This is a genomic window from Marinitoga sp. 1135, from assembly GCF_013363245.1.
Taxonomy (GTDB): Bacteria; Thermotogota; Thermotogae; order Petrotogales; family Petrotogaceae; genus Marinitoga; species Marinitoga piezophila.
The window spans coordinates 90,623-114,038 of the sequence record NZ_LBEZ01000020.1 but is presented as its reverse complement, the minus strand read 5'-3'; the positions used below and the strand labels follow the sequence as shown (position 1 = coordinate 114,038).

The 23,416-nt window shown below is 30.2% G+C and carries 18 protein-coding genes; 5 read left to right on the top strand and 13 right to left on the bottom strand.

Translation table 11 applies throughout. The features are described 5' to 3' along the window. The 11 genes from XO10_RS09495 to XO10_RS09445 form a co-directional block, all read right to left on the bottom strand. A partial coding sequence (locus XO10_RS09495) for a motility protein A (protein ID WP_175418532.1) occupies window positions 1-642 on the bottom strand: 642 nt, incomplete at its 3' end. Further along, entirely contained in the window at window positions 643-846 is a 204-nt protein-coding gene (locus tag XO10_RS09490) for a flagellar FlbD family protein (RefSeq protein WP_014297358.1), read from the bottom strand. A gap of 13 nt (window positions 847-859) precedes the next feature. Beyond that, the gene (locus tag XO10_RS09485) at window positions 860-3,484 is read right to left on the bottom strand and encodes a flagellar hook-basal body complex protein (RefSeq protein ID WP_014297357.1); all 2,625 of its coding nucleotides are present in this window, start codon (window positions 3,482-3,484) and stop codon (window positions 860-862) included. Window positions 3,485-3,512: 28 nt separating this feature from the next. Continuing rightward, entirely contained in the window at window positions 3,513-4,181 is a 669-nt protein-coding gene (locus tag XO10_RS09480) for a flagellar hook assembly protein FlgD (RefSeq protein WP_014297356.1), read from the bottom strand. Then, window positions 4,171-7,731, bottom strand: a complete 3,561-nt coding sequence (locus tag XO10_RS09475; protein ID WP_175421434.1) for a hypothetical protein — start codon at window positions 7,729-7,731, stop codon at window positions 4,171-4,173. The genes XO10_RS09480 and XO10_RS09475 overlap by 11 nt, the downstream gene beginning before the upstream one ends. 10 nt (window positions 7,732-7,741) lie before the next feature. After that, a complete protein-coding gene (locus XO10_RS09470) occupies window positions 7,742-8,410 on the bottom strand; it encodes a hypothetical protein (RefSeq protein ID WP_014297354.1) in 669 nt (222 codons plus the stop codon). Between the two features lie 138 nt (window positions 8,411-8,548). Beyond that, on the bottom strand, window positions 8,549-10,036 hold the full coding sequence (locus XO10_RS09465; protein WP_014297353.1) for a YfcC family protein: 1,488 nt from the start codon (window positions 10,034-10,036) through the stop codon (window positions 8,549-8,551). Between the two features lies 1 nt (window position 10,037). Continuing rightward, window positions 10,038-11,384, bottom strand: coding sequence for a M20 family metallopeptidase (locus tag XO10_RS09460; protein WP_075780746.1), 1,347 nt, complete (start codon window positions 11,382-11,384; stop codon window positions 10,038-10,040). A 321-nt stretch (window positions 11,385-11,705) separates the two neighbouring features. Beyond that, complete coding sequence (gene groL, locus XO10_RS09455) at window positions 11,706-13,325, bottom strand: chaperonin GroEL (protein WP_014297351.1); 1,620 nt, start codon at window positions 13,323-13,325, stop codon at window positions 11,706-11,708. Between the two features lie 14 nt (window positions 13,326-13,339). After that, window positions 13,340-13,609 carry a co-chaperone GroES gene (groES, locus tag XO10_RS09450; RefSeq protein WP_014297350.1) on the bottom strand — a complete coding sequence of 90 codons (270 nt, stop codon included), beginning with the start codon at window positions 13,607-13,609 and terminating at the stop codon, window positions 13,340-13,342. A gap of 166 nt (window positions 13,610-13,775) precedes the next feature. Next, a complete protein-coding gene (locus tag XO10_RS09445; RefSeq protein WP_014297349.1) occupies window positions 13,776-14,051 on the bottom strand; it encodes a hypothetical protein in 276 nt (91 codons plus the stop codon). 506 nt (window positions 14,052-14,557) lie between these two features. Between XO10_RS09445 and XO10_RS09440 the strand changes: the two genes are divergently transcribed. From XO10_RS09440 to XO10_RS09420, 5 genes are read left to right on the top strand one after another with little or no spacing between them, the layout of a single operon-like run. Further along, window positions 14,558-15,058 carry an NAD(P)H-dependent oxidoreductase subunit E gene (locus XO10_RS09440; RefSeq protein ID WP_014297348.1) on the top strand — a complete coding sequence of 167 codons (501 nt, stop codon included), beginning with the start codon at window positions 14,558-14,560 and terminating at the stop codon, window positions 15,056-15,058. Between the two features lie 12 nt (window positions 15,059-15,070). Beyond that, window positions 15,071-15,469, top strand: coding sequence for a ferredoxin (locus XO10_RS09435; protein ID WP_014297347.1), 399 nt, complete (start codon window positions 15,071-15,073; stop codon window positions 15,467-15,469). 12 nt (window positions 15,470-15,481) lie between these two features. Then, window positions 15,482-17,272, top strand: a complete 1,791-nt coding sequence (gene nuoF, locus XO10_RS09430; RefSeq protein ID WP_014297346.1) for an NADH-quinone oxidoreductase subunit NuoF — start codon at window positions 15,482-15,484, stop codon at window positions 17,270-17,272. Between the two features lie 16 nt (window positions 17,273-17,288). Further along, complete coding sequence (locus XO10_RS09425; protein ID WP_175421433.1) at window positions 17,289-19,022, top strand: NADH-dependent [FeFe] hydrogenase, group A6; 1,734 nt, start codon at window positions 17,289-17,291, stop codon at window positions 19,020-19,022. 57 nt (window positions 19,023-19,079) lie between these two features. After that, window positions 19,080-19,505, top strand: a complete 426-nt coding sequence (locus XO10_RS09420; protein WP_014297344.1) for a hypothetical protein — start codon at window positions 19,080-19,082, stop codon at window positions 19,503-19,505. Window positions 19,506-19,748: 243 nt separating this feature from the next. Here XO10_RS09420 and rnr read toward each other — a convergent pair whose 3' ends face one another. Both rnr and dnaB read right to left on the bottom strand, forming a co-directional pair. Then, window positions 19,749-21,953 (bottom strand): ribonuclease R, encoded by a 2,205-nt coding sequence (gene rnr, locus XO10_RS09415; RefSeq protein WP_175421432.1) that lies wholly within the window; start codon window positions 21,951-21,953, stop codon window positions 19,749-19,751. 11 nt (window positions 21,954-21,964) lie between these two features. Continuing rightward, window positions 21,965-23,365 carry a replicative DNA helicase gene (gene dnaB, locus XO10_RS09410; protein WP_014297341.1) on the bottom strand — a complete coding sequence of 467 codons (1,401 nt, stop codon included), beginning with the start codon at window positions 23,363-23,365 and terminating at the stop codon, window positions 21,965-21,967. Window positions 23,366-23,416: the final 51 nt, after the last annotated feature.

Below are 23,416 nucleotides of genomic sequence, written 5' to 3'. Positions count from 1 at the left end.
AAGATTTACCTGTATTGATGTTCTTCTTCCTATTTTTTCTGCTATTGGCAAAGAGAATATATTTGCAACAAGAGCACCGTATAACGTTGTAATAAGAGCAATAGCCATTTTAGGACCTATAGTAGATGGATCGTTCAAACTACCAAGCATCAAAACGAGACCTATCAGCGTTCCAATCATTCCGTATGCTGGAGCTAATGTACCCCATGTGTTTAGGATACCCGACCATTTACTTTGTTCCGCTTCAAATAACTCCATTTTTATTTCAAGGATTTTCCTTATTTCTTCTGGATCAGTACCATCAACTGCAGCCCTTAAACCTTCTTTCATAAATTCGTTATCAAGGCCTTCAAGATCTGCTTCAAGGGATATTAAACCTTCTCTTCTTGCTTTTTCTGCAAATGAATATAATGTTTTTAAAATTTCGACCATATCCATTTTTGGTTCTTTTATTCCCATCATTATTGCACTAACTATTTTAAAGGAGATATCTTTTGGCGCGGCAATCATCATACCCCCAATAGAACCAATAACTGTAATAAAGAAGGAGTTTGTATCCCATAATTGTCCTAATCCTGATCCACCACCAATTAATATAGCAACAAAAGCCAAACCCAATCCTATTAAACTTGAGAGATCCATCTAATCACCCCTTGAGTATGTCCCGGAAAATATCCTGCTTTTAAAGTTTATTATTTCTTCTATTATTTTTTTTACATCTTCTTTTACTATATAGATATGACCATTGTTTAAAATTATTGTTGTATCTGGACGGGACTCTATCTTTTCTATCATATCAGGATTTATATAAAACTCTTTACCTCCAAGATTAGTTACTTTTATCAATTAAATCACCTCATTATCTCTTGAGGTTAACAAGCTCTGTTAAAATCTGATCTGATGTTGTTATTACCCTTGCTGCTGCCTGGAATCCTCTCTGGGCTGTAATCATTTTTGTAAATTCTTCTGATAAATCAACATTTGACATTTCTAACGCTCCTGATACAAGAGTTCCTGCACCTTCCTCACCAAAAGATCCTATTTTGGCAATTCCACTGTTATCACTTTGCATAAACATTGAGTTACCTACATCAAGCAATCCTCCAGGATTGGTGAATTTAGCAACAGCTACCTGAGCAATTAAATCTGATTTTCCATTTGAGAATATTCCCAACACTTCACCTAAATCATTAATTGTGAAATTCTGCAATACGCCTTTTGCATTTCCATCCTGATCTGCAATGTTTACTGAATTTGGTGCTGCAAATTGTGTTAAATCATACATGTTTAAAGATACTTTTACAGGTCCAGCCGCTGCAACTGATGATGGTGCAACCCTTTCATTTGGAGATTCACCTGTGCTTGCAGGATCAAACCAGAATCCAATAGCTCCATTGTTTCCATCTGATGTGTCATAATCAACATATCCAACTGAATCCAATCTCCATCTTGAACTTAAATATTGACCTTTTCCATCAAAGGCTATAACACCTTCTGCAGGGTCAGATGTTGTTGTACCATCTTCTGTTATTTTGTATAATGGCTGTCCGTCTACTGTTTCTGCTTTCCAGTACCATGTGTTGTCAGCAATTTTTGTGTATTTTATATTTATATCGTAATCATTTCCAAGTGAATCATATATTTTTGTTGAAATAACCACATTTGGATTTTCGTATTCTGCTATTTTATAATTCTGAGAATTTTCTGTATCTATTAATCTTAATTCACCTGAAACTGGAGTTTGAATTATTTTTCTTGCTGCAATATATCTAACTGTTCCATCTTCTGATGTTTCACCTGCTGTGTTTCCGGTTGTTGCAACAAATGTGTCTGTAGCATTTGCTTCTATTACTGATAATCCAGCTATTGTGTATTTTCCATCTGTTGATTTCCATCCACTTTCCATTTTTGCATTAAATTCTTCAACTGTATCTGCTGATGCGCTATCTCCATCTGCATCTGTAAAGGTTACTGTTTTTAATGAACCACTTTCTTCCACTTTTAATGTTATAGTTACATTTCCATTATTATCTACACTAAATGATATATCCCTTGGATCATAATATACTTCATTGTTCTGACTGTCTTTTAATGAAATACCGCCTAAGAATTTCACATTCCTTGTATTTGTACCATCTGTTAATTGTAATCTATTATCTTCATCCTGATATTTTGGAATTAATTCTCCTTTTGTATCTGTCATGTATATACCATCAAGTCCCCACTCAGTGGCATCATCAGATGAAGATTGATATAATTCTATGGATAATGCGTTTGTAGAACCTACTGGTAATAATGCAACTGATTCTGAAACACCTGAATCTAAAATAAGATTTTTTAATGTTATTTCATTACCTCCACTATCGGTAAGAGTAACTCCCTGTGCAAAATTTCTGTTTAAATCATAAAATGTTCCGTCTGTAGAAATTGTTCCTGTATATTGTGTTCCTCCAGAATCTGTAACCTGGATTGTTACCTGATTTGGATTTGTTGCATCTCTATATATCGCTATATCAGGTCTGCTATCTCTTGTTGAATCCTGAGAACTTAATGTAACAGGATTACCGTTAGAATCTGTTACAGAAATATCTCCATATGCTCTTAATGGCCAATCTATTCCATTTTTACCTATATCTATTCTTGAATCTGCAGGATATGAGGAGTTAAAATCATTTGTTGCATTGGCTCTAACAACATGTCCTGGATAGTTAGACCATCTTAATACATTACCAACTTCATCAAGTTCAACTTCACCGTAATTACTTCCTCCAAGTAATGTATAGTTTTTATCTGGATCTATACTTTGAGCATGCCATCTATATACAATTCTATCTTTATATTGTTCTGACATTATTCTTTCAAAGGTAAATTTTACCGGAACAACATCACCTGATGAGGATTTTATTGTCATTGTTGTTTCTTTTATTCCAACATCAGAATTTAAATTGTCCGCTAAATTAAGGAATGTTGTTTCTCTTGCTTCCATAACAAGATTTGGAGAAATTGTTATATCCTGAATAGGTTCATTGGAATCTATATATCTTTTTCCTGTTTCTGTTATTTTTGCATTCCATCCCTGTAATTTCATACCACTTGATGGATTTACAAAATGCCCTTCTGAATCTAATGTAAAGTTACCTGCTCTTGAAAAGTATTTTGTTAATCCATCTGATAATACAAAAAATCCATCTCCTTTTATTGCCATATCTGTTTTATTTCCTGTATTCTGAAGTGACCCCTGTGTCATTATTTTATCTATTGATGCTATTTTTGATCCCAATCCAACCTGTGTAGGATTTATTCCACCAAATTGTCCACTTGCTCCTCTACTTTCAGATAATGTTTGTGAAAGTGTATTCTGAAATGTTACTCTTGAAGTTTTATAACCAACGGTGTTTACATTGGAGATATTATTACCTATAACGTCTAATTGTGTCTGAAAGTTTTTCAATCCACTCTGACCACTAAACATTGCTCTTAACATATAATCTCCTCCCAAATTTATTTTATTTTTATATTTCTGATATTTCCACTATTTTGTCTGTGCTATACTTTCTTCCATTTACCAAAACATAAAACTGATTGTCTTCAAATTGTACTGCATCTACCTTTCCTCCATCTAAACCTCCGATTTTTACCTTTTTCCCATCTTTGTACGTATATACGTCATACTTGTATGTTCCATCTGCAACCTGAGAACCATCTGTATTTCTTCCATCCCAGTTAAATGTTTTCATTCCTTCTTCCTGAATACCCAAACTCTTTGTAAAAACAAGATTGTCATTTTCATCATAAATATCCACAAATACCTTGGTTGGTTCTTCAAGATTATAAATTATTGCATCAGAAAATCCATTAACAAGATTTATTTTATTGTTTTCTACCACAACATTTTTACCTATTAAATTGGACGTTTGTACTTTAAATAAACTCATTTGGGAGTTAACCATATCCTGAAACGATTCACTCATATTCATTATTTGTTCTGTCATTGACAGTTCAGACATTTGCGAGATAAATTCTCTATCGTTCATTGTATTGGTTGGATCCTGATACTTTAACTGTGTCATTAAAATCTTTAAAAACGCATCTTTATCCAGTTCTTTTTTGGGTTCTGAACTTTTAGGCTTTGAATACTGTGAAAATACTAAACTTGCTGCTGGATCAACATTATTGATCATTTAGATCACCTCTCAAAAATTCCCAGAATGTATTTCTTTTATCTTTTCTCTTTTTTTCATTTTCGCTGTCATTTTCTTTATATAAATTCTCTTTTTGATTATTTTCTCTTTGCTGATTTTGAGAATTATCCTGATTTTGCTCATTTCTCTGATCTGTCTTTATATTTAATTCCATTTTTTCATAATTTTCCTTAAATACCTGTATAACATTTTCAAGCCGTTTTTCAATTTCTCTTCCGTATCTGTCATTTTCAACTGTAATATCAAGGGATAAATTTTTCATTGATTTTATTATTTTTATTTCAACTTCTCCAAGATCTGGTGGATTAACTTTTACTACAGTTTTTTCAAAGTATTTTGGAACATTTTCTATTTTCTTTATTGTATTAACTATACGATTTTGTAATTCATTTATTGTAATTGTTTTTGGAACATTATTGTTTGTTAACTGCCTTGTTTCCTGCGCTGATGTTTGTTTTAACAAATGCGGATGCAAATATTCCACTTTTTTCTCAAATATTGGAGATTTTAATTCTACTTTTTTATCCCTTTTTAAATTTCTAAAATTTTCTATTTTATTTTCTGGTATATAGGATATTTTGTTATTTTTCTTTATCTTAATATTTTCTACTGTTTTTAGTATTTCCCTTGCTTCATCTATTCCTTCTTTACTGTATTTAATCAGAACTTTTATGTCTTTATAATTTTTAACTAATGTATAATCCATTTTATTTTTCGATAATACTCCTTTTAAATCCTTGATATTATTTCCGGAGATATTGTTTTTTAATATATATCCTTCTGATTTTTCTGAAGAATATATTTTTTCAACATGTTTTTTGTTATTTTCCATAAAAGTCTGTATTTTGTGTTTTAATAGATTTACGTCTATATTATTCTGTGGTTTTTTTATATGAGCTTTGTTTAATTCTATACTTTTTAATAATGCTACGGCCTGTTTATTGTTATTAATTAATATTTTTATATTGATATTTTTATCTTTTATCTGCAATACTTTCTGGTTACTATCAAAGGTATTTTTTATTGAAACTTTATAATTATTACCTTTTTTTAGATTCAACGTATTTTTTAATTTTTTGTATTTTACAGATTTAGCCTTTAAGATTTCTGGAACTTTTTCATTTTTAATAAATTCCGCATTATCCACTTCTTTATTTTCCAGATATTTGAACTTTTCAGTATTATTTCTTCTATTTATACGTATCCTTTCAAACTCATTGTTTTTATTATTTTGATCTATTTTGTTGTTTATACGCTTTTCTATCTTTCCTCCATTTTCTCTTTTTATATTATTTATATTATGAGAGGATTTGATTTTTTCATTTTTTTCAGGCAATTTAAAGAAAACTTTTTGAATATCTTTTATTAATTTTTTAAGTTCTTCTGGATATGTTTCAGGAGTTAATTTAGATTGTTCAACATCATGAAAAATATCTTTTATTAATTTTTCTATTTTATTTTGTAGTTCATTTAAATTATTCTCTCTTCGAGTAATATTACTAAGATCTTTTTCTTTTTTTTGTCCAATTGGTGATTCACCTTTTTTATTCTGATTATCTATAATTATTTTCTTTATTTCCTTTATTTCTTCTCTGGTATCTTTGGATAATATTTCATCTTTTTCTTTATAAGATAATATAAATCTTATAACCTTTTTTACATCTTCTTTTGTAAGATTTAATTTTTCATTATGATTTTCTGTTGTTTTTTTATCTATATTGAGCTCTTTGACATCGCCTTCTTTTATTTGTTTATTTATCTTTTTTATCATGGATTCAATTTCTTTTTCAATTTTTATTTTTAAGTCTTTAGTTTTACCTTCATTTTTCTGGAATGGATTTATGTTTAATTCTTTAATTATACTTTCGGTAATTATCTTTGCCGTTTCCTTTTCTTCTGAATTTTCTTTGTTATTTTTTACCGCTTCTAATATTAAATATTCTATTTTTTTTATGTTTTTATCTTCATATTTTATATTATGATTATTTTTTAATATATTAAATATTTTTCCAGCGGTTTCATTTATTATTTTCTTTATTTCTGGATTTTTTATTTCTTTTTTCACTTTATGAAAATCAAAGAGATTTATTAAGCTTTCTAAAAGCTTTTCATTATCTTCATTTAATTTATTGATATTAAGATTATTTATCCCAGATTCTTTAATTTTTTTATAAACTTTCTCTTTGATTTCATCTTTATTTGATATTTTTGTTTTAGTATAAGATTCTACTGTATTAATTATTTCCTCTGCTATTTTCATTATTTTTTCTTTGTGTTTGGTATCAGGATTTCCTTTATTGATTTCAGTTAATTTCAAATCTGATTTTATTAAAATTTTTCTTATTTTATCTTTTATCTGATTTTCATTAAATTCATTATTATTAATTACCTCTATCTTCTTACTTTCTATTATCTCTGATTTCTTATTTTCAATTTCAATATTTATTAGTTTTATTTTTTCCAATGCTTTGCTTAACTCGTTTTTTATTTCTTTAATTTCATTGGATTTGTTTCTATCAGATATTTTATTTATTAAAGCAACTATAATTCTTTTTACTTCATTAATTTCATTTTTGTCTTCTTTTGAATTCATATTTTGTAATTTTTTGTGTATTTGCTTTAATTCCTTAATTAATTTTTCTTTATTTGCTTCGTTTATTTTACTTTCTTTCTTATTTATTAAATTATTACTCTTGTTTTCAACAATCACTTTGTTCATTTTTTCTGATAATTTATCCAGTTCATCAATTTTATTTTTTAACATTTCAATTGATTTATTTATTACTTCCAGTTTATTATCACTCTTATTGTCACTTTTTAATTCTTCCTTTTTTATATTAATCTCTCTGCTGAATTTCTGAGTTTCTTTATTCTCTGAAAATTTTATTAAATCAGAATCCTTTATATATATTTTTCTTATTTGCTTTGAGTTTTCTATATTTTTTATATCTTTTTCAAATATTTCTACTATCTGTTTTAACTTTTCATTTAATCCACTTTTATCTTCAGTCTTTTTTTCTAAAGAAAATATTGCTTTTTTTATATTATCTATTTCTTTTTTTATCTCTATTAAAGCTTTTTTATTTATTTTTTCTGGTTCTATCTTTAAATATTTTATATTTTCTTCTACACTTTTCAGTATTTCTATTATCTTCTTATAATCAACATTTTCTTTATTTTCTATTTTCAAATTGTCATTTTTTAAGCTTTTCTCCAGTTTTGTTAATTTAACCTTCTTTATGGCAAAAGACTTTAAATGGCTATTTCCAGTTTCATAGCCATTTATTTTTTTTATATTTATCTTTTTTATATTTAATGATTTAAGAATCCTGGATTTTTCATTATCCCGGAAAGCTTCTTTTTTAACGAAAGAATTTATTTTTGAAGCGTGATTTAATGAAGAATTTTTATTTTCCACAAATAGTTTGTAGAAAGTTTTATTTGCGGATTTTATTTCATTATTTTCATTGGCGAATAATGCCTTTTTCTCTTTTTTTATCGAGAATAATAAAGGAAGACCGGATATCATTTTTTCCCTCCTATTGACTTTTCACCTCCCCTATCTTTGAAATAACATTTGCAGCTTTTGTTGGATTTACCTGTGCTAATGCTTGCACTATTTCTGCTGCTGTATCAGAAGGCAGCATTAATAACGCATTGACTATTAAATCTATGCTTACTTCATCTCTGGAAAGCGCTAACGCTATTTGAGATGGTGTAGAGGAGGCGAACCATTCGGATAATTTTTTTATTCTATATTTATAATCTTCAAACATTTCCTTTTCTTTTTCAAATTTCTTTTTTTCTTCTTCCAGCTTTTGTTTTGCAATAGCAAGTTCACTTGCTTCATTGCTAAGTTGAACTGATAATTTATTCAACTCTTCAATTTGTGATTTTAATTTTTCATTTTTTATATCTATTTCTTTCATTCTATCTTCAAGTAATTTTTCTTGGATAACGTATGCATTTCCTACATCTAAATATTCATATTTTACTTTATCTTTTAATACAGGCACTTTTTGTAGCATATATGCTACAAAACTTTTCCAGTCTTCCTTTATACTTAAATTTAATGTTTTTAATCTTCCAAATTCAAAATTTATATATATTATTGTGATTACAATACCTGTTATAAATATTGACCAAAAAAATAAACCGAATAATCTCTTAAATCTACTTGGCTTTTTTACATTTTCTTCTTCTGGCATAATCCATTCCTCCTTTATTATTCTCAAAGTATAGTATATCAAATTTTTTCCTTTTTTAAAACAAATATACAAAAAAATCACACACGAAAATAAATTCGTGTGTGATTTTTCTACTTTAACTCTATATATTAAATATCATTATATATATACAGCTATTGTTAATGCTGCCATTACCACTAATGAAACTATTATAAGTAACTTCCATACAAATTTGAAGTATATTTCATATGGAACCTTTGCTATAGCCAATGCACCCATTATTACAGCACTTGTTGGAGTAAATAGATTTATAACTCCTGATGCTGATTGATACGCTGTTATAACAAGATCTCTTCCAACACCGGCAAAATCTGCTAATGGTGCCATAATTGGCATTGTTAATGTTGCAAGACCTGAAGTTGATGGAACAAGGAATGACATAGGTAAATAGAATAAATATGCAATATTTACAAATGCTACAGAACCAAGTTTAGCAAGTGTTTCTTCTCCCCAATGCAATATAGTTGCTGTCATTCCACCATCATTCATAACAACTGTAATACCTCTTGAAACACCTATAATTAATGCAACACCCAATAAATCCCTTGCGCCACTTACAAAAATATCTATGTATTCGCTTTCACTCATTTTATAAATCCTTGCAATAATTAAACTTGCTACAAAGAATAACATTGTAATTTCTCCAAACCACCAGTCACCCAATGGTATAGGATGTCCTATTATTTTTCCCAAAACAGGTATATTCATTAAAAAGTTATTAAAGTTTTCAAATATATGGATATCAAATTTCCATGCCCAAGGAATTACACCCAATACCATTACAATAAATGTTAACCCAAATATCCATAATACCTTTTTTCTTTCCTTTGTTAATTCAACTTCAAGATTTGTATTTTCATTATTGAAATGTTCTTCATGCTCTTCTTTTAAATGATATACTAATGATTTTGTTGGATCTTTTTTTACCTTATCCGCATATCTCATTACATATATAATTCCTATAATTTCAGAAGCTATTAAAATAATCAACCTTAATCCTATACCATCTCCAATAGAAATATTGGCAAAGCCGGAAGCTATTCCTGTAGCAAAAGGGTTAACAGTTGAACCGAGAACACCAAGCCCAGCTCCCAAGGCTATTGTCGCAACAGCTGTTAAAGCATCAAAACCCGCTGCAATAAATACCGGTATAATTAAAGGATAAAAGGCTATTGTTTCTTCTGCCATTCCATATGTTGTTCCTCCAAGACCAAATAATACCATTAATATTGGTATTAACAGCTTTTCTCTTCCATTTAATTTTTTCAGTACACTTGCAATTCCAGCATCAATAGCACCTGTTTTCATTACTACAGACAAAAAGCCACCTATTACAATAACAAATAACGCAATATCAACAGCATCATAAAAACCCTTAATAGGTGCATTAAAGATTTCCCATAATCCCTGAGGATTCTGTTCTATTCTATGATACGTTCCAGGAATAGGTTGTGGCTTTGATGCGTTTGGATCAACATAATCATATTGCCCTGCTGGAATAATCCATGTAAATATTGCTACAATAACGATAATGGAGAATAAAATCGTATAAGCAGTTGGCATTTTAAAACCCTTTTTTCTTTCCATTTTATACCTCCTCACAAATTTTATATATTGCTTTTGCATATATTTTTATTGCTTTGAGTAAATCATCTAATTTAATACTTTCATTTGGCTGATGCTCAGTTTTAGCGGAATCTGGAAATGTCGCACCAAAGGCTATACAATTTTTTAACGCTCTTGCATATGTTGCACCACCTGAGGATATTGGCAATGATTTATAATCTCCTGTTTCTTCTCTATATGTATTTAAAAGAATCTGATACAAAAAGTGCTCTTTTGAAAAATATACAGGTGCTAACCAATCAATTTCTTCAATTATTAAATTATATTTCTGTGCTTTTTCCTTTAATTTTTCCATTACAAATTCTTTTTCTACTGTAACGGGAATTCTTATATCAACGCCTATTTCCTGTTTATTTCCTTTAAATTCTATCTTTCCAATATTAAACTTTAAATATCCAGAATCTTCATCTTTACATTCACCAAAAATCTTCGTTGCATATGGATCTTCACCAACTTCATTGACAATAAAATCTATCATATTTGATCTATAACCTATTTTATTTAATGTTATAATTAATCTTATGATAGCATTAACCCCTTTTTCTGTATCTTTGGCATGAGCAGATTTTCCTAATACAACTAATTTTCCATTTTTTACAGTATATTCATATCCTGCATCTTCGAGTTCATTTTGTAATTTTTCCTGATCTTTGCCAGAATATTCCATTTCATCTGGAACTGCATTTAAAGCGCTTCCACCGGATATATTTAAATCACATTTTTCATTTCCAGATATTTTAAGTTGTAATAAACCTTTTTCAGCATATACTAAAGGAAATTGCGAATCAGGAGTAAAGGATATTGTTGGAATTTCTTCTTTTTCTTTATATTTTTCAATACCTCTCCATAACAATTCTTCATCGGTACCAAAAATAAATCTTATTCTCTTCTTAAATTCATAACCCATATTCTTTAAAATCTTAACAGCGTAAATTGCAGCCAGCATAGGACCTTTGTCATCCTGAACTCCACGACCATATAATATACCATCTTTTATTTCAAGAGAAAATGGATCTGTTTCCCAGTTATTTAAATCACCAGCCGGCACTACATCAAGATGCCCCAGAACACCTATTAATTCTTTTCCTTCTCCAATTTCCGCATATCCATAATAAGGATTATAAAATGTTTTAAACCCCATTCTTTCACAAATTTCAAGTGTTTTTTTCAATACATTATCAATATTTTTTCCAAAAGGAAATTCTTCTGATTCTTCTTCATTTACACTTGGAATTTTTATAACCTCCTCCAAGTCGTGAATAAAATCACTTTTGTTTGCAGATATTAATTTTTCAATATTTTCTAACATAACACACCTCCTTTGCCCAGCTTATTATACAATTAATTATAATTAACTCAAAATCCCAAAAAGGAATAAAAATAAACTTATTAAATCAAAAATAATACTCATGGTCATTTATTATATTATTTTATAAGTATGCATGAGTATGCATGAGTATGCACGAGTATGCGTATGATTATCATTTTATTATTCCTGGCGTATTTTATTATTAATATCAGAATACACTTATTAACCTATATTTTTTGTTTCTAATTAATAAAATATAAATATTGATATATTTTTTTATAAAAAAACTGCCCCGAAATTCGGGGCAGTTTTATTTATTTATTAATATGCTGGCATATCTGGCATTTCTGGTGCTTTTTCTTCTTTTGGTTCATCAACTACTAATACTTCTGTTGTTAAGAGCATTGAAGCAATTGATGCTGCATTTTGTACTGCACTTCTTGTAACTTTTGCTGGGTCGATAATTCCTTTATCGAACATATCTACAAATTCATCATTTAATGCATCATAACCGTAAGCTACTTCGTCTTTTGCCAATACTCTATCGATGATTATTGCTCCATCTACTCCAGCATTTTTAGCAATTTGTCTAATTGGTGCTTCTAATGCTTCATATACAACTTTTGCACCGATTTTTTCGTCTCCTTCTAATTCTTCTAATAATGGTTCAATAGCTTTTTTAGCTCTTAATAATGTTACTCCACCACCAGGAACTATACCTTCTTCTACTGCTGCTCTTGTAGCTGATAATGCATCTTCAATTCTGTGTTTCTTTTCTTTTAATTCTGTTTCTGTTGCAGCACCAACTTTAATAACTGCAACTCCCCCAGCCATTTTAGCAAGTCTTTCCTGTAATGTTTCTTTTTCATATTCTGAAGTTGTATTTTCAATTTGTGCTTTTATCTGTTTAATTCTTTCTTTGATGTTTTCTTCGTCACCTTTTCCACCAACGATAATTGTGTCATCTTTTCTTACTTTTACCATATCTGCTCTACCAAGGTCGTTTAATGTTACATTTTCCAATGTTAATCCAACTTCTTCACTGATTACAACGCCACCTGTTAAGATAGCTATATCCTGTAACATTGCTTTTCTTCTGTCACCAAAACCAGGTGCTTTAACTGCAACTGATTCTAATGTTCCTCTTAATTTGTTTAATACTAATGTTGATAATGCTTCACCTTCAACATCTTCTGCAATAATTACTAATGGTTTTCCAGCCTGTGCAACTTTTTCTAATACAGGAATTAATGGCTTTACTGTTGAAATCTTTTTATCTGTAATCAAGATATATGGTTCTTTCATTATTGCTTCCATTTTTTCTGTATCTGTTACAAAGTATGGTGAAATATATCCTCTATCAAATTGCATACCTTCTGTGAAATCTACAAATGTTTCCATTGTTTTTGAATCTTCAACTGTGATTACACCATCTTCGCCAACTTTGTCCATTGCATCTGCAATTAAGTTACCTATCTGTTCGTTGTTTGCTGAAATTGATGCAACATGTGCAATATCTTCTTTACTTGATAATTTTTTGCTCATGTTCTTGATTTCTTCAACAGCTTTTTCTGCTGCTTTCTGAATTCCATTTTTCATTAACATTGGATTAGCACCAGCAGCTACATTTTTCAATCCTTCTCTTATCATAGCCTGTGCCAATACTGTTGCTGTTGTTGTACCGTCACCAGCCACATCATTTGTTTTTGAAGCTACTTCTTTTACTAACTGTGCACCTAAGTTTTCAAATTTATCTTTTAATTCGATTTCTTTTGCAATTGATACACCATCATTTGTAATTGTTGGTGAACCCCAGCTCTTTTCCAATACAACATTTCTACCTTTTGGTCCTAAAGTTATTTTAACAGCATCTGCTACCTTATTAACTCCTCTTTCTAATGCTCTTCTTGCTTCTTCTGAGAATAACATTACCTTTGCCATTTCACAACACCTCCTTAGTCTTCATATTTTGCTAAAATATCATCTACGTCGATTATAATATAGTCTTCATCGTCAATTTTTATTTCTGTTCCTGAATATTTAGCAAATACTACGTGATCACCTACGTTTATTTCAACATCATCGTCAATAGTTCCAATAGCAACAACTTCTGCTCTCATTGGTTTTTCTTTTGCTGTATCTGGTAATACTATACCGCCTTCTGTTTTCTTTTCTTCAATAACAGGTTTTATTAATAATCTGTTACCAAGTGGTTTTACTTTCACACCAATCACCCTCCTTGTCCATATTTTTTATTTTTTTAGCAGTCAAGTTATCCGAGTGCTAATTTCTATTTGTATGATACTCCTTCTTGAAAAAAATTTCAAGCATTATTATAAGCGTTTATTCCTTTTTATTTTCAATTAATCGTGATTATAATTAAAATTCTAATTATTCTTCCTTTTTCCATAATATTTTATTTGCCCGATCATCAAAAATCTCTTTTATATCCTCTGGTACAGTTAATTCTTCTTTATATGTTTCAATAACCTCTATAATCAAATCCTTTGGCAATGATGAAATTACCCATAAATCACTTATTAAAACCCTGCCTTCATTTTTTACAGGAGCCTTAATAATCGAACTTTCAACTGCTTTTAAAAATATTCTTAAATCTTCTTCTTTATAAAAACCCTTACCTGTATCATTTCCATAATTAATAGGCATTTATACCCCTCCTTAAATTTGTTTTTTGTATTGTTTATTATAACATCTTTTAATTGCTATTAAATTAAAAAAGTTTTTTATATTATTTTATCTTCTTCAACCATACAAAATAACAGGTTATATATACCATTTGTATATATTGAGTATATTATATATAATGATTACTTTCTTGTAAATTACACATGTTTCTAAATCTTTTATTCGATATTCATTAATCATGATTTAACATTTCACAAATAGAAAAACATTTATTTAACACTTTCGTTTTGCTAATGTAATAAAATTGCCTGTAAATTAAATCAAATTATTTTATAATATAGTTGAAGATATTTATTTCTCCATCTTAACTCCGGATTGTGAAAAAAATAATAATATAAGATAATTTTAGTCAGAATTTAATTATTTTTAACTATAACTTAAATATAATTTGTGAAAAAAATAGCTATAAAGTTTATATATATTCATAAAACATATAAATAAAAACTTTATCTTGAGGAGGGAACGGAATGTCCGTAGAACTTGAAAGTAAGTTAAAAGAAGTAGAAGAATATATTGACTCTCTGGAACTCGAAGGGAAGGACAAAGTTACAAAGAGAAGTTATCTAATCCATGTGCTACATAGAGCACAGGAAATAATTGGTTATTTACCAATTGAGGTTCAAAAATTAATCGCTAAAAAATTAGACGTTCATGCTTCTGATGTTTATGGAGTAGTAACGTTTTATAACTTTTTTTCAATGAAACCAAAGGGAAAATATCCTATAAGTGTATGTTTAGGAACAGCATGTTATGTTAGAGGATCAGGAGATATTTTAGAAGAATTTAAAAAACAATTAGGCATTAAAGAAAACGAAACAACAGAAGATGGATTATTCAGTCTTCATGCTGTTAGATGTGTAGGAGCATGTGGTCTTGCACCAGTTGTTATGATTGGTGACGAAGTTCATGGAAGATTAACGAAAAACGATGTAAAGAAATTAATAAAAGAATACCGTGAAAGAGGTTAAGGAGGGAAATATATGCCTAAAATTAAAAGCCTTGAAGATTTATTAAAACAGAAGGAAGCTGCAAAAAATAAATTGAATTTAAGAAAAATTGCTGATAAAGACAATATAATAACTTTAAAGGTTGCAATGGGAACATGCGGAATTGCAGCTGGTGCAAAAGAAACATTTAACAAATTGGTTGAAATTGTTGAGGAAAAAGGACTTGATAATATTAGAATTATTCAAACTGGTTGTATGGGGTATTGTCATGCAGAACCTACTGTTGAAGTTTCTGAACCGGGAAAGGAACCTATATTATATGGAAAAATCAACGAAGAAAGAGCTGTTGAATTAATTGAAAAACATATATTAAACGGAGAATTGCTTCAGGATTCAATAATAGGAGAAACACACAAATCCATTAACGAGTAAGGAGGGAATATAATGCCATCATATAAATATCACATATTAATCTGTGGAGGTACAGGTTGTACATCTTCTAAAAGTGAACTTATAAAGGATAATCTTGAAAAGATTATAAAGGAAAAAAATCTTGAAAATGATGTTCAGGTTGTTAGAACAGGTTGTTTTGGATTCTGTGAACAGGGACCTATTGTAAAGTTCTTACCTGATAATACATTTTATGTTAGAGTTACACCGGAAGATGCAGAAGAATTGGTTAATGAACATATTATAAAAGGTAGAAAAGTTGAAAGATTGTTATACGTGGAACCTACAGAAAAGGAAAAAATCGACGAATCAAAGAAAATGCCATTTTATAAAAAACAAATCAGGGTTGCTTTAAGAAACGCCGGTTTAATTGATCCTGATGATATTGATGAATATATTGCAAATGATGGTTATCAGGCTTTAGCAAAAGCATTATCAATGACTCCAGAAGAAGTTGTTGAAGAAGTTAGAGAATCCGGTCTTAGAGGAAGAGGTGGAGGAGGATTCCCAACAGGATTAAAATGGGGATTTGCCCAAAAAGCAAAAAGCGATGTAAAGTATGTTGTATGTAATGCAGACGAAGGTGACCCGGGAGCATTTATGGATAGATCCGTTTTAGAAGGTGATCCACATTCAGTTATTGAAGGAATGGCTATTGCAGGTTACGCAATAGGAGCAAATCAGGGATATATTTACATAAGAGCAGAATATCCACTTGCAGTTAAAAGACTTCAAAATGCTATTAATCAGGCAAGAGAATATGGACTATTGGGTGAAAATATTTTAGGAACTGATTTTTCATTTGATCTCGAAATAAGACTTGGTGCTGGAGCTTTTGTTTGTGGTGAAGAAACTGCTTTATTAGCTTCAATTGAAGGATACAGAGGAGAACCAAGAACAAAACCTCCTTTCCCTGCCCAAAAAGGTTTATGGGGCAAACCAACTATTATAAATAATGTTGAAACACTTGCAAATATTGCTCCTATTATTTTAAAGGGTGCAAAATGGTTTAGAAGTCTTGGAACAGAAAAATCTCCTGGAACAAAGGTTTTTGCACTAGCAGGTAAGGTTAACAATGTTGGACTTGTTGAAGTTCCAATGGGTACAACATTAAGAGAGGTTATTTTTGATATTGGTGGTGGAATTAGAGATAACAAGAAATTTAAAGCTGTTCAAACAGGTGGACCATCAGGAGGATGTATTCCTGAAGCATATCTCGATACTCCAATTGATTTTGATACATTAACTGCATTGGGTTCTATGATGGGTTCAGGTGGTATGATTGTTATGGACGAAAATACATGTATGCCTGATGTTGCAAAGTTCTATCTTGAATTCTCCGTTGAAGAATCATGTGGTAAATGTACTCCATGTAGAATAGGTAACGTAAGATTACTTGAAATATTAGAAAAGATTACTTCTGGTAGAGCAACAATAGAAGATTTAAATACACTTGAAACTTTAGGAAAAACTATAAAAGATTCTGCATTATGTGGTTTAGGTCAAACATCACCTAATCCAATATTATCCACTCTGCATTATTTCAGAGATGAATATGAAGCACATGTTCTTGATAAAACATGTCCAGCTGGAGTATGTAAGAATTTAATTACATATGTAATTGATAAGGATAAATGTGTGGGATGTACAGCATGTGCGAGAGTTTGTCCTGTAAATGCAATTAGTGGTGAAATTAAGAAACCACATGAAATAGATCAGGAAAAATGTATTAAATGCGGCGCCTGTTATGCAACATGTAGATTCGGCGCTATAGAAAAGATATAAGGAAGGAGGATGCAATATGCCAAAAATTACTATAAATTGTAAAGAGGTTGAAGTTCCTGAAAATTATACAGTTTTAGATGCTATTAATTCAATAGGTGCATATGTTCCAACATTATGTTATATGAAACTTGAAGATATAGGAATTGAAAATAAACCTGCCTCATGTAGGGTTTGTATGGTTGAAGTAGAAGGAAGAAGAAACCTTGCTCCAGCATGTGCTACTCCAGTTTTTGATGGAATGGTTGTTAAAACACATTCAAGAAGAGCTATTCAGGCAAGAAGAACTGCTGTTCAACTTTTATTATCAGATCATCCTCAGGATTGTTTAAAATGTCCTAAAAATGGTGACTGTGAATTACAGAGCCTTGCTCACGAATTAAATATTGTTTCAAATCCTTTTATGGGTAAGATGTCAACTCACAGAATTGACGAATCAGCTGCTATTATAAGAGATCCAAATAAATGTATTATGTGTAGAAGATGTGAAACTGTATGTAATGAATTCCAGACAGTTGGTGTATTATCAGCAGTTAATAGAGGATTTGATGCTGTTGTGAAACCAACTTTTGACTGGAATTTGGAAAATACCGCATGTACTTTCTGTGGTCAATGTGTTGCAGTATGTCCAACAGGAGCTCTTGTTGAAAAATCATATATTGATCAGGTCTGGGATGTAATTGAGGATCCAACAAAACATGTTGTAGTTCAAACAGCTCCTGCAGTAAGGGTTGCTCTTGGTGAAGAATTTGGTTATGAACCTGGAACAATTTCAACAGGGAAACTTGTTTCTGCATTAAAGGTTTTAGGTTTTGATAAAGTATTTGATACTAATTTTAGTGCTGATTTAACTATAATGGAAGAAGCTTCTGAATTTAAAGAAAGACTTGAAAATGGTGGATATATGCCTATGCTTACAAGTTGTTGTCCAGGCTGGGTTAAATTCTTAGAACATCAGTTCCCTGATTTATTAGAAATGCCATCAAGTGCTAAATCACCTCAGCAAATGTTTGGTGCAATAGCAAAAACATATTATGCACAAAAAGCAGGAATTGATCCAAAGGATATAGTTGTAGTTTCAGTTATGCCATGTCTTGCTAAAAAATATGAAGCAAACAGGGAAGAAATGAGAGATTCAGGTTATAAAGATGTTGATTATGTAATTACTACAAGAGAATTGGCAGATATGATCAGAGAATCAGGTATTAACTTCCAGAATTTACCCGAAGGTGAATACGATAATCCATTAGGCGAGTCAACAGGTGCTGCTGATATTTTTGGAAGAACAGGTGGTGTTGCAGAAGCAGCATTAAGAACTGCTTATGAATGGATTACAGGAGAAGAGTTAAAAGAGGTTGAATTTGAAGCATTAAGAGGTTATGAAGGAGTAAGAATTGCTGAAGTTGATATTAAAGGTCAAAAAATTAGAATTGGTGTTGCTCATGGATTGGGTAATGTAAGAAAATTATTAGAAGATATTAGAGAAGGTAAATTAGATCTTCACCTTATTGAAGTAATGGCATGTCCTGGCGGATGTGTTGGTGGTGGAGGACAACCTTATCATCACGGAGACTTTAATATCATCAAAAAGAGAATTGAAGCTATTAATAAAATCGATAAAAGCAAACCTATTAGAAAATCACATGAAAATCCATCTATTAAAAAATTATACGATGAATTCCTTGAAAAACCTCTCAGTGAAAAATCACATAAATTATTACATACAAGATATTTTGAAAGAGAATGGTTATGATATAATAAAAGCGGGGATTTCTACCCCGCTTTTTTATAAATATTAAGGAGGGATTGGATGTATACTTATAGTCTTATTGTTATTGCAGACTCTGAAGAAGATGCTATTAAAAAAGCTTCTAAATACGCTGGAAGATATGGTGATCATAATGTATCTTCATGTATTTCATATGCAAGTGAAAGCAAATTATTTGAAGATACCGTCCAGGAATTAATTTCTTTATATAAAGGTTTATACAATGCATCTGAAAATATGATTAAGCGTTTTGAAGGAAAGGTTCCTGAAGATGATTTTATTTTTAATACTTTAAAGGAAAATCTTGAAAGATATGAAAGAGGGAGTTATGCTTATCCCGAAGAATGGAAGCTTGTCTTTCATGATGGTAGAGATTTTGAGCATATAGACGATTATTCTTTTTTTGAAAATATAAAAAATAATACAAATCATGAAAATTTATATCTTTTAATAATTGATATACCATAATATATAAAATAAAAGGGGGATATCCCCCTTTTATTTTATTCTGCAGCAGGTTCGTTAGATACCTTTCTTTGAAATATGTATTTATTATTAACCCCATGTTTTTTGTTACAATTTTTCATTTTACCGTATAGAAGTGTTACTTTTTTGTATTTTTATGGTATAATATGTAATGAAAAAAATACCTAGGGGGGTATAGGGGCCGCCGCAACGGTAACGTCTGCCGTGCGGCTCTCTTTTTTATTATTACTTTTTATTTTTCTTCTTTTTTCTTTTTACTTTTATCTTTGCATTTGGATATTTCCCTTTTAATTCTTTTTCCATTTCTTCATCTGTTTTATCAACTATTTCAAAATCTATTTCCGCTGTTAATTTATTTGCATTTTTTACCCTTACCTTTATTTTATCTCCTAATTTATAGACTTTCTTTTTTCTGTCTCCAACAAGAACATTTAATTTTTCATTATAAACATAATAATCATCCATAGAGGATACATGAACAAGACCCTGTATAAATTTATCCGGTATTTCCACAAACAAACCAAATTTGGTTACATTAGTTATGTATACTTCAAAGATTTCATTCATATGGTCTAAAATATACTCTACCTTTTTCATATCCGCAAGATCCCATTCCGCTTCATTTGCTACTCTTTCTCTTTTTGAACTGTGAGAAGCTATTTCAGGAAGCTTTTCTGTATATTTCTCTATATCTTTTTTTGAAAGCGTTCCTTTTCCTTTTAGATATTTTTTCAATAATCTATGTACAATCAAATCAGGATATCTTCTTATTGGTGATGTAAAATGCGTATAATTTTCAGATGCAAGACCAAAGTGTCCTACATTTAAATCTGAATATACTGCTCTTTTTAAAGAGCGAACCAATAATTTCTGTATACTTTTTTTCAATGGATGATCTTTAAGATGTTCCAATAAATCCTGTAATAATTTTGGATGTATATTCTTTGGAAATCTGTATCTCAAACCTATAATTTCAAGATAATTTTTTAGTTGTAAAAGCATATCCGGATCAGGTTCTTCGTGAATTCTATATATAAACGGCAATCCCTGCGAATCAAATATAGAGGCTATAGTTTCATTAGCTTTAATCATAAATTCTTCAATTATTACTTCTGAAATGCCTCTTTCAACAGGAATTATATCCTTTACGTTGCCATTTTCATCAAATATAAATTTTACTTCTCCACCTTCAATATCAAGAATAGCTCCTCTTCTTCTCCTGTTTTCCCTGATTATCTCCATTAATTCTTTCATCATTTCTAATTGTGGTCTCAACCAGCCTATTTCCTTTTCAAGTTCCTCATCTGCTTCATTTGATAATAGTTTATTTACTTTGCTATATGTAAGCCTTTTTTTACTCCTGATAACTCCGTTATATACATTAAAATCTACAACATCACCATTTTTATCTATTTCCATAAGCAATGACATGGTGAGTCTATCTTCATTTTCAACAAGAGAACATATCCAATCTGAAAGTTCATGAGGCAACATTGGAATTACAGTATCTATTAAATAAACACTTGTTCCTCTTTTAAATGCTTCTTTGTCAAGGTTGGAATTTTCCTTTACATAATGAGAAACATCAGCAATATGAACACCTAATAAATAATTTCCATTATCTAATTTCTTTATTTGAACTGCATCATCAAAGTCTTTTGCAGTATCTCCATCTATTGTAAAGATAATTTCATCTCTAAAATCTTTTCTACCTTTTAAATCCTTATCCTGTACTGTATTTGGTATCTTTAAAGCTTCATTCATTACATTTTTTGGAAATACTCCAGGCTCAGGAAGCTCGTGTTTTATAATGACTATTGGTAAATCTACTTTTGGATCATTTGTGTCACCTATTATTTTTGTTATCTTTACCTCAGGATTTTTACCACCATATTTTATTATTTCAGCTTCTACAACCTGTCCCGGTTTAGCATCATTAAAGTTTTCAGGAGCTACATAAAAATCTGTGTTTATTTTTTGATCTATAGGAATAATAAAACCAAATAATTTTTTCTTTTCAAATATTCCTACAACCTTTTTCATTCCTCTTTTTAATACTCTTACAACTTTTCCTTTTGGCAAGTCTCGCCATGTTCCAATTATTTCCACCAATACTGTATCTTTATGCATTGCGTCTTTAGCATTTTCAAGAGTTATGGCTATTTCTTCTCCACCTTTTATGGTTACAAATGCCATACTTCCTCTTCTTGTAAATTCTATAATTCCTATTTTCATATTTTTTCCTGGTAAACAATATTTGTTTTTAGAATTTTTGTAGATTTCTCCGTTATCCATCATTTCTTTTAACGCATCTCTTACCTTTTTTCTTTCTTCCTTTGTTTTAGCCTTTAACTTGGCATATATCTCTTTCTGTAATAAAGGTTTTTTTTCAATTAACTGTATAACCTTTTTTTGTATATTTTTTACCATTTTCTTTCCTCCTAATACGGTTCGTTATGTAAATTATCTTTTTCATAAAATAATGTTATTTTTGGATCGAACATTAATTTTATTGTCCCAACTGGACCATTTCTCTGTTTTCCTATAATTAACTCTGATTCATGTGGGTGATTTAATATAAGATTTTCTCCATTATCATCCTGATTCTCTTTTTTATTATCCTTCTTTCTTTTATAATATGCATCTCTGTATAAAAACATTACCATATCGGCATCCTGCTCTATAGCCCCTGATTCCCTTAAATCACTTAAACGCGGTCTTTTATCTTCTCTCTGCTCTACTGCTCTTGAAAGCTGAGAAAGAGCAACTATAACTACATTTAATTCTCTTGCCAGCAATTTCAATGAACGTGAAATTTCCGAAATTTCCTGTTGCCTGCTTTCACCACTTCTTGATTTAGATGACATCAATTGAAGATAATCTATAAAGATTGCTTCTATTCCATATTCTCTTTTCATTCTTCTTGCTTTTGCTCTTAATGTTCTTGGATCAAGCCCCGGCTCATCATCAACCACTATTTTTGATTGGGATAATTTATGTGCGGCATTAACCAATTTATTCCAATCTTCATTGTTTAACATACCTGTTCTAACTTTTTGTAAATCCACATGTGCTTCAGCACATAATATTCTTTGCACAAGCTGTTCTTTTGACATTTCAAGGTTAAACATTGCTATTGGGATTTTATATTTTATTGCAAGATTACTTGCCACATTTAATGCAAATGTTGTTTTACCCATTGATGGACGAGCTGCGATAATGATTAAATCAGATTTATGAAATCCCGAGGTAAGGCGATCTAAAGAAATGAACCCTGTAGGTAGACCTGTAACGAGAGCATTTGGTTCAACTGAAGCACGTTTTTTTAATTCATCAAGTTTTTCAAAAACATCGTGAATTATGTTCGGAACTGAATCATATGTTCTCGTTGCTCGTGATTCCGCTATTTCAAATATCTTTTTTTCTGCAAAATCAAGAATTTCTTCCGCTTCACCAATTGTTTTTGTTGCTTCAACTATTTCTGAACTTGCAGTTATAAGGCTTCTTAATAATGACTTATCCTTTACGATTTTTGCATAATATAAAGCATTTGCAGGTGTTGGAACAACTTCAGCCAGATAAATAAGTTTATCTTCTCCACCTGCTCTTTCAAGCAAATTTGCATTTCTTAAACTTTCCATAACAGAAATTGCATCAACAGGCAATCCTCTATCAAATAAATCCTCTATAATTTTAAATATAATTTGATGTTGTTGATTATAAAAATCATGTGAACGTATTTCTTCCAGAATATCCGGTAATATTTGCGGGTCAAGAAAAATACTACCTAAAAGCGCCTCTTCTGCTTCCTGACTATGGGGTGGAGTTAATTCTTTATTCAATGTTAATACCTCCTTTTACAACTCATGATATAATTATAATACTTAATTGTA

Coding starts and splice junctions, on each gene's coding strand:
- XO10_RS09485 (WP_014297357.1), bottom strand. CDS start 3,484: ATGTTAAGAGCAATGTTTAGTGGTCAGAGTGGATTGAAAAACTTTCAG.
- rnr (WP_175421432.1), bottom strand. CDS start 21,953: ATGGTAAAAAATATACAAAAAAAGGTTATACAGTTAATTGAAAAAAAA.
- XO10_RS09460 (WP_075780746.1), bottom strand. CDS start 11,384: ATGTTAGAAAATATTGAAAAATTAATATCTGCAAACAAAAGTGATTTT.
- XO10_RS09480 (WP_014297356.1), bottom strand. CDS start 4,181: ATGATCAATAATGTTGATCCAGCAGCAAGTTTAGTATTTTCACAGTAT.
- XO10_RS09440 (WP_014297348.1), top strand. CDS start 14,558: ATGTCCGTAGAACTTGAAAGTAAGTTAAAAGAAGTAGAAGAATATATT.
- XO10_RS09445 (WP_014297349.1), bottom strand. CDS start 14,051: ATGCCTATTAATTATGGAAATGATACAGGTAAGGGTTTTTATAAAGAA.
- XO10_RS09420 (WP_014297344.1), top strand. CDS start 19,080: ATGTATACTTATAGTCTTATTGTTATTGCAGACTCTGAAGAAGATGCT.
- nuoF (WP_014297346.1), top strand. CDS start 15,482: ATGCCATCATATAAATATCACATATTAATCTGTGGAGGTACAGGTTGT.
- XO10_RS09425 (WP_175421433.1), top strand. CDS start 17,289: ATGCCAAAAATTACTATAAATTGTAAAGAGGTTGAAGTTCCTGAAAAT.
- XO10_RS09465 (WP_014297353.1), bottom strand. CDS start 10,036: ATGGAAAGAAAAAAGGGTTTTAAAATGCCAACTGCTTATACGATTTTA.
- groL (WP_014297351.1), bottom strand. CDS start 13,325: ATGGCAAAGGTAATGTTATTCTCAGAAGAAGCAAGAAGAGCATTAGAA.
- XO10_RS09475 (WP_175421434.1), bottom strand. CDS start 7,731: ATGATATCCGGTCTTCCTTTATTATTCTCGATAAAAAAAGAGAAAAAG.
- XO10_RS09435 (WP_014297347.1), top strand. CDS start 15,071: ATGCCTAAAATTAAAAGCCTTGAAGATTTATTAAAACAGAAGGAAGCT.
- XO10_RS09470 (WP_014297354.1), bottom strand. CDS start 8,410: ATGCCAGAAGAAGAAAATGTAAAAAAGCCAAGTAGATTTAAGAGATTA.